Origin of the sequence: Actinoplanes nipponensis, from assembly GCF_016862275.1 — a bacterium.
In the GTDB taxonomy this organism is placed as follows: Bacteria; Actinomycetota; Actinomycetes; order Mycobacteriales; family Micromonosporaceae; genus Actinoplanes; species Actinoplanes nipponensis.
In genome coordinates this window covers 62,070-74,843 of record NZ_BOMQ01000088.1, presented here as the reverse complement: position 1 = coordinate 74,843, position 12,774 = coordinate 62,070, and the positions used below count along the sequence as shown (strand labels likewise).

Here is a 12,774-nt window from a genome sequence, read left to right as displayed (position 1 = left end):
GCGACGATGAGACGGATCACCCTGTGGCTGTTCTCCACCGTGGCAGCCCTGGTGCTGCTGTTCAGCTACCGCACCAGCACCGGCAGCCCCGCACCGGCCGGCGCCGCACAGACGACCACCGCCACCGGGCCGGCGGCCACGGCGGCCGGCGGCGGCAAGACCTACACCGGCTCGGTGGCCGCCACCCGGTGGGGCGACGTGCAGGTCGCCATCACCGTCACCGACGGCAGGATCACCGACGTGGCGGTACCGGTGTACCCGTCCGGGAACGGCAAGGACCAGGAGATCAACGCGTACGCCCTGCCGGTGCTGCGGCAGGAGACCCTGGCGGCGCAGAACGCGGACATCGACACCGTCTCCGGCGCCACGGTCACCAGCGACGGCTACCGCGAGTCGCTGCAGGCCGCCCTCGACGCCGCCCACCTCGGATGAGCACCACCGCCGTACCGCAGCGGGCGTGGGTCGAGCAGGTCATGGGCCTGCCGGTCAGCATCCACCTGCGCGGCGACCGGCTCACCGGGGCCGAGGCCGGTGACCGGGTGGCCGCCGTGTACGCCGAGTTGCGGCAGGTCGACGCCGTGCTCAGCCCGTACCGGGACGACAGTGATCTGTCCGCGTGGGAGCGCGGCGCGCTCCGCCCGGCCGACGCCGATCCGATGCTCGCGCTGGTCCTCGCGCTCGGCGACGAGGCCCGGCGGCGCACCGAGGGCTGGTTCGACCCGCGCGCGCTGCCCGGCCCGCGCCCCGGCGGGCCCCGCTACGACCCGTCCGGCCTGGTGAAGGGGTGGGCGGTCGAACGCGCCGCCCGGCATCTGGCCGGCCTGGACGGCTACGGCTGGTGCCTCAACGCCGGGGGCGACGTCCTGGTGCACGCGCCGGACGGTCAGCCGGCCTGGCGCGTCGGCCTGGAGCACCCGCGGGACCCGGCCCGGATCATGCGGGTGCTCGCCTGCCGCTCCGGGGCGGTCGCCACCTCCGGCAGCGCCCATCGCGGCGCGCACATCATCGACCCGCACACCCGGCGGCCCGCCACCGCGACCCGGGCCGTGACGGTCACCGGCCCCACCCTGCTGTGGGCCGACGTCCACGCCACCGCGGCCGCGGCCCGCGGCCCGGCCGCGCTGCCCTGGCTCGAGGGCCTCGACGGGTACGAGGCCCTGCTGGTGACGCGGTCGGGCCTGGTGCGGTCCACCACCGGCTGGCCGGCGCCCTGACGGCGGCCGGCCGGTGCGCTCAGTCGCCGTCAGGCCCCTCGCCGGTGGGCGTGGGGCTGAAGTTGCCGGTCCAGGCCGCCTTGGCGCCGGAGTCGCCGATCCGGTAGGTGTCGTAGCCGGCCGACCCGGCGACGACGACGGCGAGCACGATGATGACCCGGGTGACCGTGCGGGAGAGCGGCGCGAGATAGGCGCGCTGCCGGACCGCTGTCGTCCCGGCCGACCCGCCGGCCGACCCGTCGGCCGACCCGCCGGCCGCGCCGGCCTCCCGGTGCCGCCACCAGATCACCAGCGCCAGCAGCGCCACCGGAATCGCGACCCAGATCGCGGTGTCGCCCAGCTCCGCGTGCTCCTCCAGCAGCGGCGTGCCGGGGAGCCGGTGCTCCAGCCACTCGCCGGCGCTCGTCGTGACCGGCACGAGGGCGAGGACGACCAGCGACAGCAAGGCGTTGGGCCCGGCGAAGCGCCGGCGGGCCGCGGGCCAGACCGCGCACAGTACGAGCAGCAGGGCGGCGAGCGGCAGCAGAACCACGATGGCGTGCACCAGCAGGATGTGCGCCGGCAGCCCGTTGACAGAGCCCATGGATGTCCTTCCGGAACGGCGATGGAGGCGATCCGGGCCGCCGATGTCGCCTTCGGCCCGAAATCTCAGCAAAGGCTAGGACGGCGAATCTTGGAGTTCTCCCATTTCCACCGGGAAGGCTGCCGGGGTGACGGCGTGTCCGCCTGGGAGAGTGACGCCATGACAGACGCTGCCCGACCCGCGGCGAAGGTGCTGGTGGTGGAGGACGACCGCGAGCTCGGCCCGCTGCTGCTGCGCCTGTTCCGCGGGGCCGGGTACGCTGGCGACCTGGCCCCGGACGGCCAGGCCGGGCTGCACCTGGCGCTGACCCGCGCCTACGACCTGATGATCCTCGACCGGGGCCTGCCGGCCATCGAGGGCCTCGATCTGCTCGGCCGGCTGCGCCGGTCCGGCGTCACCGTGCCGGCGCTCGTGCTCACCGCGCTCGGCACGGTGGCCGACCGGGTGGCCGGCCTGGACGGCGGCGCCGAGGACTACCTGGTCAAGCCGTTCGAGGTCGAGGAGCTCCTGGCCCGGGCCCGGGTGCTGCTGCGCCGGCGCGACGCCTCGGCGCAGCGGCTGGCGGTCGGCGGCGCGGCGTTCGACCTGATCTCCCGGACGGTGGCGTACCCGGACGGATCACTCGTGGCGTTGTCGGGTCGCGAGAGCGACCTGTTGCGGCTGCTCGCCCAGCACCCGGCGCGGGCGTTCACCCGCGAGGAGATCCTGGCCCGGGTCTTTCCCGACGCCTCCGGGGTCGCCCTGGTCGACACCTACGTGCACTACCTGCGGCGCAAGCTCGGGGCCGAGGCGGTCGCCACCGTACGCGGGGTGGGCTACCGCCTCGGGCCCGGATGAGGCGCGCGCGGCTGGTGAGCGCCGACCCGGACCAGATCCTGCTGACCCGGGCCCGGCGTGTCATCGCCGTGCAGACCGCCGCCGCGATCACCGTGAGCCTGCTGGTCCTGGGCGCGCTGGCCCTGTTCGTGGTGAGCCGCAGCCAGAACGCCGCCGCCACGGCGCTGCTGCGCCAGACGGCGGCGAGCGCGGACGATGTGGCCGATCCGCCGCCCGACGTGTGGATCTTCATCGCGGACGCCGGTGGCCCGGTCGCGGCCACCGAGGGCGCACCCCCGGGGTTCCCCGACCGCGCCGCCCTCGCCCGGGTCCGCGCCGGGGGCGCGAGCGAGACGGCCCGGGCCGGCGGCCGCGAGGGTGGCTACCTGGTGCTGACCCGGCCACGGGGAACCGGCGTGGTGCAGGTCGTGCTGAGCCGGCACGAGCAGCACGACGAACGCGAACGGCTGCTCGGCGCGCTGGCCGTCGGCGAGGTGGTCGGCCTGCTCATAGCGGCGCTGTCGGCCGCGCTGCTCGCCCGGCGCGCGACGGCCCCGCTGGCCGACGCCCTGGCCCGGCAACGGCGGTTCGTCGCGGACGCGAGCCACGAGCTGCGCACCCCGCTGACGCAGCTGCACACCCGGGCCCAGCTGCTGCAGCTGGACCTGCGGGCCGGCGCCGGCGTGGCGGACGTCGGCGCCGACGTCGACCAGCTCGTGCTCGGCACCCGGCACCTCGGCGAGGTGGTCGACGACCTGCTGCTGTCCACCCAGCTCAGTCGGCGCGAGGCCGACCGCGCCCCGGTCGATCTCGGCGCGGTCGCCGCGGAGGTCGTCGCCGAACAGGCCAACCGGGCCCGCGACCAGGACGTGCGGCTGACCCTGACCGCGGCCGCCGGCGGGCCGGCGGTGGTGCCCGGGCACCGGGCCGCCCTGCGGCGGGTGCTCACCGCGCTGGTCGACAACGCGCTGAGCCACACCCCGGCCGGCGGGCACGTGAGCGTCACCCTCGGCCGGCGGGACGACCAGGTCACCGTCGTCGTCCGCGACGACGGCTCCGGCTTCGACCCGGCGGACGCCGAGCGGCTGTTCGCCCGCTTCGCCCGCGGCGGCCACGGCGATCACCGCCGGTTCGGGCTCGGCCTGGCCCTGGCCCGGGAGGTCATCACCGGGCACGGGGGCACCATCGAGGCGTGGGGACAGCCGGGGCGGGGCGCCGCGTTCACCATCCACCTGCCCGGTGCCGGGCGGGGCGGCGACCACGGCGCCACGGACGCCGCGGGCGTCCCCGGATGAGCACCACTAGGCTCTCCGCATGCCTACTCCGCCCCTGCCGCAGCCCGTCCTCGACCTCCTGAAGCAGCCGAACCCCGCGGTCATGGCCACCGTCGCCGCCGACGGTCGTCCGGTGACCGTGGCCACCTGGTACCTGCTCGAGGACGACGGGCGGGTGCTGCTGGGGCTCGACGCCGAACGGGCCCGGCTCAAGCACCTGGCGGCCGACCCGCGGGTCTCGCTGACCGTGCTGGACGGCGACAACTGGTACACCCACGTGAGCCTGCAGGGCCGGGTCGTGTCGATCGCCGACGACGAGGGCCTGCGGGACATCGACCGGCTGGCGCGGCACTACACCGGCAACGCGTACCCGAATCGGGAGCGGGCCCGGGTGAGCGCGCAGGTGGAGATCGAGCGCTGGCACGTGTGGGGCAAGCTGCGGGAGCAGTGAGGCGAGCGGCCCGGTCGGGCCGCGGAGCCTCAGGACTGCCGGCGGGGCACCACGTCGGCCAGCACCGTTGTCACGAACCGGCGCACGGCGGCCGGGTCCGGCGGGCCGCCGTCGCGGTCCGCGAACAGCAGGTGCCCGCCGCCGACCAGCGACAGGGTGAGCGAGTCGAGGTCGGCGCCGGCGGCGATGCGGCCCCGGGCCTGCTCGTCGGCCAGGTACGCCGAGACCGCGGCGGTGACCTGGCCCAGGATCGCGATGCCGCCGCCGGGCCGGGCCCTGCGCAGCCGCGCGCGCAGCTCGTCGCGGAAGGTGATGAGCGGGATGATCGCCAGCGGCACCGGCCCGAACAGGGTGGTCAGCGCCGCGGTGAGGTTGCCGGCCGGCGTGCCCGCTCCGGCGGCGTCGCGCAGCGCGCCGGCCTGCGTCTCGAGCTGCGCGGCCCGGTCGAGCACGAGCCCGGCGAGGAAGTCGTCGAAGTCGGCGAAGTGCCGGTGCAGGACGCCCTTGGCGCAGCCCGCCTCGTCGGTGACGGCCCGGCTGGTCAGCCCGGAGGGGCCGGCGCGCAGCAGCACGCGTTCGGCGGCGTCGAAGAGCTGCTGGCGCGCGTCGCGCAGATGGACCCCGGTCGGCACGCGGCATCCCCTCGGCGTTGCATAGTGGGCAGGCGCCCATTAGCGTGGGCACATGCCCACTCTACCGCCCGAGCCGCACCGGGCGCGGCAGCTGGCCGAGTCGTTCGGCACGGACGCGCCCCGCTACGACCGGGCCCGCCCCGGCTACCCCGAGGCCCTGGTGGCGCGCGTCGTGGCGGGCAGCCCCGGCCCCGACGTGCTCGACGTGGGCTGCGGCACCGGCATCGCCGCGCGGCAGTTCCAGGCCGCCGGCTGCACGGTGCTCGGCGTCGAGCCCGACGCCCGGATGGCCGCCTTCGCCCGGAATCGCGGCCTGCCGGTCGAGGTGGCGGCCTTCGAGGACTGGGAGCCGGCCGGCCGGACGTTCGACACGGTGATCGCCGCCCAGTCGTGGCACTGGATCGACCCGGCCGCCGGCGCGGCCCAGGCGGCCCGGGTGCTGCGGCCGTCCGGGCGGCTGGCCGTCTTCGGGCACGTGTTCGAGCCGCCGCCCGAGGTGGCCGAGCCGTTCGCCGCGGCGTACCGGCGGGTGGCGCCGGACTCGCCGTTCGCCGCCGCACCCACCCGGCGGCCGCTGGAGACCTACCAGGACGGCTACGCGCAGGTCGCCGCCCGGCTCCGCGAGACCGGCCGGTTCGCCGAGCCCGAGCAGTGGCGCTTCGACACCGACCGGACCTACCGGCGCGACGACTGGCTGGCCCTGCTGCCCACCACCGGCGGCCTGACCCGGCTGCCGGCGGACCGCACGGCCGAGATCCTCCGCGCGGTCGGCGCCGCCATCGACGCGGTGGGCGGCCGCTTCACGATGCGGCTCACGACCCTGGCGGTCACCGCCGTACGGACCGGCCGGGGACGTTGTCACGATGCGCCCATTCCCCCGGCCCGAGGCACTGGCCGGGGGATGCGGGGCGGTGACACGGTGGTCCCCGAGACCTGAGGAGGCCGCGATGGCTACATCGGACAACCGTGACGGCGCCGACCGGAAGCTGGAGGTGGTCACCCTGCCGGTCGCGGACCTGGACCGGGCGAAGGCCTTCTACGCCGGCCTCGGGTGGCGGCTCGACGCCGACTTCGTCCTGGGCGGCAGCCGGGCCATCCAGTTCACCCCGCCGGGCTCGCCCTGCTCCATCCACTTCGCCCCGGGCACGGCGGCGGCCCCACCGGGTTCCGCGCAGGGGCTGTTCCTGATCGTCGCCGACATCGCGGCCGCCCGGGACGACCTGGTCCGGCGCGGCGTCCGGGCCGGCGAGATCTTCCACCGCACGCCGGAGGGCCGCGGCGACGGGCCCGCGCCCGACCGGGCCAGCTACAACTCGCTCGTCGCGTTCAGCGACCCGGACGGCAACGGCTGGTTGCTCCAGGAGGTCACCAGCCGGCTGCCCGGGCGCGTCGACCCCGGGGTGACGACCTACGCGTCGGCGCAGGACCTCGCCGGCGCGCTGCGGCGCGCCGCGGCCGCGCACGGCGAGCACGAACAGCGCACCGGCGAGGCGGACGCGAACTGGCCCGACTGGTACGCGGAGTATCTGGTCAGCGAGCAGACGGGCACCGAGCCACCCAAGTGAGTCCGGGGCGGCCGGCCTGGGCCCGCCGCCCCGTCGCCCACGGGGCTACCCGACGGCGTACGCCCGCAGCACCGTCACCACGGCGGTGTTGCCCGCGGCGTCCCGGGCGTGCGCCCGCAGCGACACGTAGCCGCCCCCGGCCGGGCCGGGCACCCGTACCGTCCGGTGATCGCCCGCGCCCCGCACCCGGACCGGCCGCCAGGTCCGGCCGTCATCGGTGGAGAACTCGACCGTCAGTCCGCGGTCGGGCCTGGCCGCCGACCTGGTCGGCCGCTCCACGGTGACCCCGATGGTGACCGTGGCGCCGGCCGGCGCCCCGTTGCCGGCGTCGACCGGCGGGCTGAAACGCACGGTGGACAGCGGCAGGCGGACCGGCGTGGCGCCGGCCGTCGCCGAGCGGAACGTCCACGCCGCGCTGACCGAGGTGGACAGCCGGAACGGCGCGCCGCGGGTGACCGATTGTTCCAGCCGGTACGGCCGCGCGCCCGGCGGCACCTCGAACTCGGCGTAGCCGGACGGGACCTCCCCGATCAGCGTGCCCCCGGAGTACAGCGCGATGCGCGCGGTGTCGGTGCGTGCGTCGCCCCAGTGCCCGCTGCCGTCGCCGAACATCGGCACGCCGGCCACGATCAGGTCCTTCACCCGCATCGCCGCGTCGATGTCGCCGGCCACCGAGGGTGCGAACACCGCCCGGTTCCAGTCCTCGCGGTAGGTCCGTCCCGCCCGGTACCGCTGGGTGGGCGAGGCCGCGATGGTCAGCAGCTCGGGGAAGCTGTCCGGGTCGCCCGGCGCCTCCTGATCGAACTCGCCGGACCAGGTGGTCGCGCCCTCGGTGCTGAGCCACTCGGTGCGCCGCGACGGCAGCCCGAACGGCAGGCCCACGGCCCAGCCGCCGATGTTCACGCCGTGGTCGGCCCAGTCGAGCTTGACGCCGGTGACGCCGTCGGCCTCGCGGGCGAAGCGGGACTTCACCGTGGCCAGCTCGCCGGCCCGCACGTGCTTGGTGAACCCGGTGTAGAACGCCCCCTTCCGCAGGTACGCGAGGTTGTACGTGAACGGCGTGTCCCGGAACGTCTCCGCCGCCGGGTCGAACTTGGCGAAGGTCGCGCTGACCGAGCCGTAGAAGCCGGCCTGCCGGGCACGCGGGCCGGCCTGGCCGACGAACAGGTCGTCCCCGCCCGCGGACAGGGCGGAGGCGCCCACCCCGGAGTCCTCGGTGACCCAGTCGGCGTTGACCGCGATCAGGGCCGGCGTCGCGTCCCGGCGCGGCACGGTGATCGTCACCGGCCGGCCGGTGCGGGCGTCCAGCATGACCGTCCGGGGGCCGTCCACCACGAGCTTCGGCTGGGCCAGCATGGTCACGTCGTCCGCGCCGTAGATCCAGGTGAACAGGCCGTACTCGCCCTTGGGCAGCCGGAGCGTGTCGGTCGCCGCGCTGCCGGACAGCTCGTGGATCGAGAAGTCGCCCAGCCGGTTCAGCGACGTGAAGTGCTCGGCCGCCTGCCCGTCCCGGCCGACGTGGCGGAACGTGACGTCGTAGCTCTCCACCTCGCGGTTGACCGCCACCGGCGTCTGCACCCGGACGTCGCCGGGGCCGGTCGCGACCAGGCGGCCGGTCTTGAAGCCGTCGGCGCCCGGTCCGCGCGTGTCCGCCGTGACCGTGGTCGTGGCGGTGCCGCCGGCCGGCACGGTGAGGTGGGAAGCGGCCAGCGAGAACGTGTCCGAGTCGGCGGTCAGCGTCAGCGCCAGGGTGATCGGCGCGGCGCCGCCGTTGCGGTACGTGACGGTCCGGGTGACCGGGACGTCGTCGCCGTGCGGCCACAACTGCCGGCCGAAGCTGACGCTGCCCTCGTCCACCGACACCGCCTGGCGCACCACCCGGGCCACGTCGACGCGGCCCGCGCCCTGGCCGAAGACGTCCGCGCCCGCGGCCGGCTGGGCGGCGCCCATCAGCAGGGTCTTGCGCTGCCGCGGAGACCAGCCGGGATGCTGCTGGGTGAGGATCGCCGCCGCGCCGGCCACGTGCGGGGTGGCCATCGAGGTGCCGGACAGGCTCACGTAGCCCGCTGCCGCGGGCGTGCCGATCTGGCCGTGGGCGGCGCCGGCCGCGACGATGTCCACGCCGGGCGCGGTGATGTCCGGCTTGATGGCGTCGTCGCCGACCCGGGGGCCGCGGCTGGAGAAGTCGGCCAGCTGGTCCTGGTCGTCCACCGCGCCGACGGTGAGGGCCGCGTCGGCGCTGCCGGGGGAGCCGACCGTCGCGGTGCCGCCGGCGTTGCCGGCCGCGACCACGAACAGGGCCCCGTGCGCGGCGGTGAGCTCGTCGACGGCCTGCTCCAGCGGGTCGAGCCCCGGCGCGTCGTCCCCGCCCAGGCTGATGTTGACGACCGGGGCGGTCCGGGCCGCCCACTGCATGCCGGCCAGGATCGCCGACTCCTCGCAGAACTCGGTCTCGCACACCTTGCCGATCGCCAGCTTCGCGCCCGGCGCCACACCCCGGTACTTTCCGCCGGACTTCGCGCCGCTGCCGGCGATGATCGAGGCGACGTGCGTGCCGTGGCCCACCACGTCGTCGGCGTTCGGGTCGGTGGTGAAGTTCTCACTCGCGACGATCTTCCCGGCGAAGTCCGGGTGGGTGGCGTCGATGCCGGAGTCCAGGACCGCCACGGTCACGCCGGTGCCGTCCAGCCCCGCCCGCCACGCCTGCGGCGCGCCGATCTGCGGCACGCTGACGTCCAGGTCGAGCTTGCGCTTGCCGTCGAGGTAGATCCGCTCGATGCCCGAGCTCAGGGCCCGGGCCGTGGCCGGGCCGGTGGTCAGCGAGGTCCACAGCTCGGCGCGCGCCGGGCGCGAGGCCCGCACCGCGAGCGCGCCCACTTCGGACAGATCGCGGGCCACGCGGGCCGTTCCGCCGGTCGCCGAACGCGCGCCGGCCGGTCCCTTGCGGTTGCCGGTCCGGGGGTACGCGAGCAGCAACGGCAGCTCGGCCTCGCCGGTGTACCCGAAGTCGCGCAGCGCGCTGACGTCGAACAGCCGCTGATCCACCCGCCCGCTGCGGACCAGCGGCAGCGCGTCCACCGGGATGACGTACTGGTGCCGCCCGGCCCGGTGGCTGACGAACCGCATGCCGGAGCGGCCGGGCCCGCGGTCGATGCCGGTGCGGCCGCCCGGCGCGACGGTCACCCGGTCACCGGTGATCAGCGTGATGCTGGTCGATGTGCCGGCCGCCGTCCCGGGTGTCCCCGCCGGAACGGGTGCCGCGGACGCCGCGGCGGGCGCGGCCGCGCCGAGCGCGGCAGCCGTCCCCACGGCGAGCAGAGCAGCGGGCCATTTTCGCAGACGCATGCCGGGCCTCCCGTCAGCCGGGCCCTCATGGCCCGGCGCCCATAGATGGCCGTGACTGTTCCACAGCAGCGCAACCTGCCGGCCGCCGTCGCCGCTCAGAAGCGCGCCCGAAGGCCGTCGGGCCGCCGGTCGGCCACTATGGAGAGTCGGCGCCGGATCAGGCCGGCGTCGGCGTGGCCGAGCTCGTCGAGCAGGGCGAGCGCCGTGCGGTACGCGTCGCGGGCATCCGCCGCCCGGCCCGCGGCCTGCAGGGTCTCGGCGAGATGAACCAGGCCGACCGACTCGTAGTAGCGGTCGTCGAGCTCGCGGTACAGCGCGATCGCCCGCCGGTAGCCGGCGGCGGCCGCATCGTGGTCGCCCAGATGGTGGCGGGCGTACCCGAGGGTGTCCCACGAGTTGGCCTGCCCGGCCCGGTCCCCGAGCTCGCGGGTCACCGCGATCGCCTCCCGGCAGTGGGCGATCGCCTCGTGGTGGCCGCCCAGGCGGATCTGGTGCCAGCCGACCGCGTTCAGCGCGTGTCCCAGCCCGAAGCGCAGGCCGCCGGCCCGGCAGATCGCGACCGCCTGCTCGCCGTGGTCGACGGCCTCCCGGTACCGGCCCTGTTGTTCCCGGAGGGCGCCGAGGTAGTGGTGGGCCCGCGCCTGGCCGTCCGCCTCGCCGAGCCGCACGAACAGCTCCAGGGCCGCGCGCAGGTGGGTCTCGGCCTCGTCGTCGCGGCGCAGCCGCAGGTACGACCGGGCCAGGTGGATGTGGGCGCCACCCTCCGCGGCGCCGGCCGCGCAGCGCTGCGCGGCACGCAGCGCCAGGCCCTGGACCGTCAGCTGGTCGTGTCCCATGCCGCGCCGGTACAGGAAGGCGGCCAGGGCCTCGGCCAGCTGCCAGACGTACGGGCCGGGGGCGGCCCGCGCCACCTGCTCGAGGAGGGCGAGCAGCACGTGCTGCTCGGCGATGAACCAGCGCATGGCCTGCTCGTGGCCGGCGGGCGCGTCGACCGTGACGCCGGCGCGGGGAGCATCGACGGGCGCCGGCACCCGGGCCGGTTCGAGCAGCCGGTCGGCGGCGCGGGCCGAGTGCAGATAGTGCTCCCGCATCCGGGCGGTCGCTTCGGCGCTGCCGGCGTCGGGCGCCAGCCGGCTGCTGTACTCGTGCAGCAGGTCGTGCATCGCGTACCGGCCCGGGGTGGGCTCGGCGGCCAGCTGGGCCCGGACCAGCTCGGCGAGCAGCGGGCGCACCTGCGGCACGGGTACGCCCGCGAGGCTCGCCGCGGCACTCTCGGAGAAGGCGGGCGCCGGGTGCAGTCCCAGCCGGCCGAACAGCCGTGCCGCCGGCGGGCTGAGGGCCTCGTACGACCAGCGGAAGACCGACCGCACGTCCGCCCCGACGTCCCCGGTCGAGAGGGCGTCGAGCCGCTCCCCGTCGCGGAGTTCGCCGGCGAGCGCCGCCAGCGGCAGGTCGGGTCGCGCCGCGGCGCGGGCCGCGGCGATGGCCAGGGCGAGGGGGAGCCGGGCACACCGCCCGATGATGGTGTCGACGGCGCCGGCCTGGGCGGCCGTGCGCTCGGCCCCCAGGCGCGCGGTCAGCAGATCGCGGGCCTCGCCGGTGTCGAGCATTCCCAGCGGCACGGCGTGCGCGGCCTCGGCGGCGAGCAGGCCGGTCAGCCCGTGCCGGCTGGTGATCAGGACGAGGCAGCCGGGCCCGGCCGGCAGCAGCGGGCGGATCTGGTCGGCGGCCCGGGCGTTGTCCAGCACCACCAGCATGCGTTTGTCGGCCAGCAGCGTGCGGTACAGGCCGCTCCGCGCGGCCGGCTCCGCGGGCTGCCGCTCCGGTGGCGAACCGAGCGCCTCCAGGAAGCCGCGGATCGCCTCGGCCGGCGTCATCGGCACGCCGCCGGGATCGAAGCCCCGCAGGTCGACGTACAGCTGGCCGTCGGGGAAGCGGTGCGCGACCCGGTGGGCCCAGTGCACGGCCAGCGCGGTCTTGCCGACGCCGGCGGTGCCCGACACGGTGACGATGACGGCCGTCCCGCCGTCCGTGCCGCCGGCGGTGACGCCGTCGGCGAGCCGGTCGAGCCGGGCGAGGGCGCCGGCCCGGCCCACGAACCCCCTGACGTCAACCGGCAACTGCCGGGGCGGGGGCGCCGGGGCCGGCGGCAGTCCCGGCGCCGGGTCGTCGGCCGGCCGCAGACGCAGGATGTCCCGGTTGAGCGCGCACAGCTCGGCGCCGGGGTCCGCGCCGAGCTCTGCCGCCAGCCGGGCCCGCACCACCGAGAAGTGCTGCAGCGCCTCGGCACTGCGCCCGGTCTGGTGCAGGGCCCGCATGTACTCCGCGGCGAGCGGCTCGACCAGGGGATACTCCGCCACGAGGCTGCTGAGCGGGCCGACCAGCGACCGCGCCTCGGCCGGCTCGCGGTGCGCTCTTGACCAGGCCACTGCCGCCTCGACGCGTTTGCGGTGCCACAGCACCCGTACGGAGTCGGCCCAGTCCCCGCCCACTCCGGTCAGCGGCTGGCCGCGCCACAGCGCGAGCGCCTGGCCGAGCGACTCCCGGCGCCGCTGCGCCTGGCAGCCGCCGGCACGGGTCAGCGCGTCGAACTGGTGGAGGTCGACGGCTTCCGGCTCGATGACCAGACGGTATCCGCCGGCCTCACGGCGGATCTCCACCGGCAGCGACCGCCGCAACTGGGACAGGTAGACGTGCAGCGCGTGCCGGACCCGGGCGGGCTGGGCCTCGCCCCAGACGCGTCCGATGAGGACGGTGGGCGGCACCGGCCGTCCGCCGTCGACCAGGAGCGCGGCCAGCAGCGCCCGTTGCCGGGCCGGACCCAGCTCGACCTCCTCCGCGCCGACGGCCGCGACCACCGGCCCGAGCAACCGGAACTCCACCGAATCAGCCCC

At 76.4% G+C, this 12,774-nt stretch carries 11 protein-coding genes; 7 read left to right on the top strand and 4 right to left on the bottom strand.

Annotation, left to right across the window (positions count from 1 at the left end; all coding sequences use genetic code 11):
- Window positions 1-6 precede the first annotated feature (6 nt).
- Together Ani05nite_RS35980 and Ani05nite_RS35975 are read left to right on the top strand one after the other, a co-directional pair.
- Window positions 7-432 carry an FMN-binding protein gene (locus tag Ani05nite_RS35980; protein WP_203775888.1) on the top strand — a complete coding sequence of 142 codons (426 nt, stop codon included), beginning with the start codon at window positions 7-9 and terminating at the stop codon, window positions 430-432.
- Complete coding sequence (locus Ani05nite_RS35975) at window positions 429-1,214, top strand: FAD:protein FMN transferase (protein WP_203775885.1); 786 nt, start codon at window positions 429-431, stop codon at window positions 1,212-1,214. Before Ani05nite_RS35980 ends, Ani05nite_RS35975 begins: the two co-directional genes overlap by 4 nt.
- A 19-nt stretch (window positions 1,215-1,233) precedes the next feature.
- On the opposite strand, the gene Ani05nite_RS35970 is transcribed toward Ani05nite_RS35975, so the two are convergent.
- Window positions 1,234-1,797 (bottom strand): DUF2231 domain-containing protein, encoded by a 564-nt coding sequence (locus Ani05nite_RS35970; protein WP_203775883.1) that lies wholly within the window; start codon window positions 1,795-1,797, stop codon window positions 1,234-1,236.
- Between the two features lie 159 nt (window positions 1,798-1,956).
- On the opposite strand from Ani05nite_RS35970, the gene Ani05nite_RS42025 reads away from it, so the two are divergent.
- Genes Ani05nite_RS42025 through Ani05nite_RS35955 form a run of 3 tightly spaced genes read left to right on the top strand, consistent with a single transcriptional unit; the run spans window position 1,957 to window position 4,338 of the window.
- Entirely contained in the window at window positions 1,957-2,634 is a 678-nt protein-coding gene (locus Ani05nite_RS42025) for a response regulator transcription factor (RefSeq protein ID WP_203775881.1), read from the top strand.
- A gap of 14 nt (window positions 2,635-2,648) precedes the next feature.
- Window positions 2,649-3,908, top strand: coding sequence for a sensor histidine kinase (locus Ani05nite_RS35960; protein ID WP_239130983.1), 1,260 nt, complete (start codon window positions 2,649-2,651; stop codon window positions 3,906-3,908).
- A gap of 19 nt (window positions 3,909-3,927) precedes the next feature.
- Entirely contained in the window at window positions 3,928-4,338 is a 411-nt protein-coding gene (locus Ani05nite_RS35955; protein ID WP_203775879.1) for a PPOX class F420-dependent oxidoreductase, read from the top strand.
- 29 nt (window positions 4,339-4,367) lie between these two features.
- Here the strand turns inward: Ani05nite_RS35955 and Ani05nite_RS35950 are convergent, their stop codons facing one another.
- The gene (locus Ani05nite_RS35950) at window positions 4,368-4,970 is read right to left on the bottom strand and encodes a TetR/AcrR family transcriptional regulator (protein WP_203775877.1); all 603 of its coding nucleotides are present in this window, start codon (window positions 4,968-4,970) and stop codon (window positions 4,368-4,370) included.
- 52 nt (window positions 4,971-5,022) lie between these two features.
- On the opposite strand from Ani05nite_RS35950, the gene Ani05nite_RS35945 reads away from it, so the two are divergent.
- Together Ani05nite_RS35945 and Ani05nite_RS35940 are read left to right on the top strand one after the other, a co-directional pair.
- Window positions 5,023-5,907, top strand: coding sequence for a class I SAM-dependent methyltransferase (locus Ani05nite_RS35945; RefSeq protein ID WP_203775875.1), 885 nt, complete (start codon window positions 5,023-5,025; stop codon window positions 5,905-5,907).
- Window positions 5,908-5,917: 10 nt separating this feature from the next.
- Window positions 5,918-6,535 carry a VOC family protein gene (locus Ani05nite_RS35940; protein ID WP_203775873.1) on the top strand — a complete coding sequence of 206 codons (618 nt, stop codon included), beginning with the start codon at window positions 5,918-5,920 and terminating at the stop codon, window positions 6,533-6,535.
- A gap of 45 nt (window positions 6,536-6,580) precedes the next feature.
- Here the strand turns inward: Ani05nite_RS35940 and Ani05nite_RS35935 are convergent, their stop codons facing one another.
- Together Ani05nite_RS35935 and Ani05nite_RS35930 are read right to left on the bottom strand one after the other, a co-directional pair.
- Window positions 6,581-9,880 carry a S8 family serine peptidase gene (locus tag Ani05nite_RS35935; RefSeq protein ID WP_203775871.1) on the bottom strand — a complete coding sequence of 1,100 codons (3,300 nt, stop codon included), beginning with the start codon at window positions 9,878-9,880 and terminating at the stop codon, window positions 6,581-6,583.
- A gap of 95 nt (window positions 9,881-9,975) precedes the next feature.
- Window positions 9,976-12,762 carry an AfsR/SARP family transcriptional regulator gene (locus Ani05nite_RS35930; protein WP_203775869.1) on the bottom strand — a complete coding sequence of 929 codons (2,787 nt, stop codon included), beginning with the start codon at window positions 12,760-12,762 and terminating at the stop codon, window positions 9,976-9,978.
- Window positions 12,763-12,774 lie beyond the last annotated feature (12 nt).

Coding starts and splice junctions, on each gene's coding strand:
- Ani05nite_RS35980 (WP_203775888.1), top strand. CDS start 7: ATGAGACGGATCACCCTGTGGCTGTTCTCCACCGTGGCAGCCCTGGTG.
- Ani05nite_RS35975 (WP_203775885.1), top strand. CDS start 429: ATGAGCACCACCGCCGTACCGCAGCGGGCGTGGGTCGAGCAGGTCATG.
- Ani05nite_RS35970 (WP_203775883.1), bottom strand. CDS start 1,797: ATGGGCTCTGTCAACGGGCTGCCGGCGCACATCCTGCTGGTGCACGCC.
- Ani05nite_RS42025 (WP_203775881.1), top strand. CDS start 1,957: ATGACAGACGCTGCCCGACCCGCGGCGAAGGTGCTGGTGGTGGAGGAC.
- Ani05nite_RS35955 (WP_203775879.1), top strand. CDS start 3,928: ATGCCTACTCCGCCCCTGCCGCAGCCCGTCCTCGACCTCCTGAAGCAG.
- Ani05nite_RS35945 (WP_203775875.1), top strand. CDS start 5,023: ATGCCCACTCTACCGCCCGAGCCGCACCGGGCGCGGCAGCTGGCCGAG.
- Ani05nite_RS35940 (WP_203775873.1), top strand. CDS start 5,918: ATGGCTACATCGGACAACCGTGACGGCGCCGACCGGAAGCTGGAGGTG.
- Ani05nite_RS35935 (WP_203775871.1), bottom strand. CDS start 9,880: ATGCGTCTGCGAAAATGGCCCGCTGCTCTGCTCGCCGTGGGGACGGCT.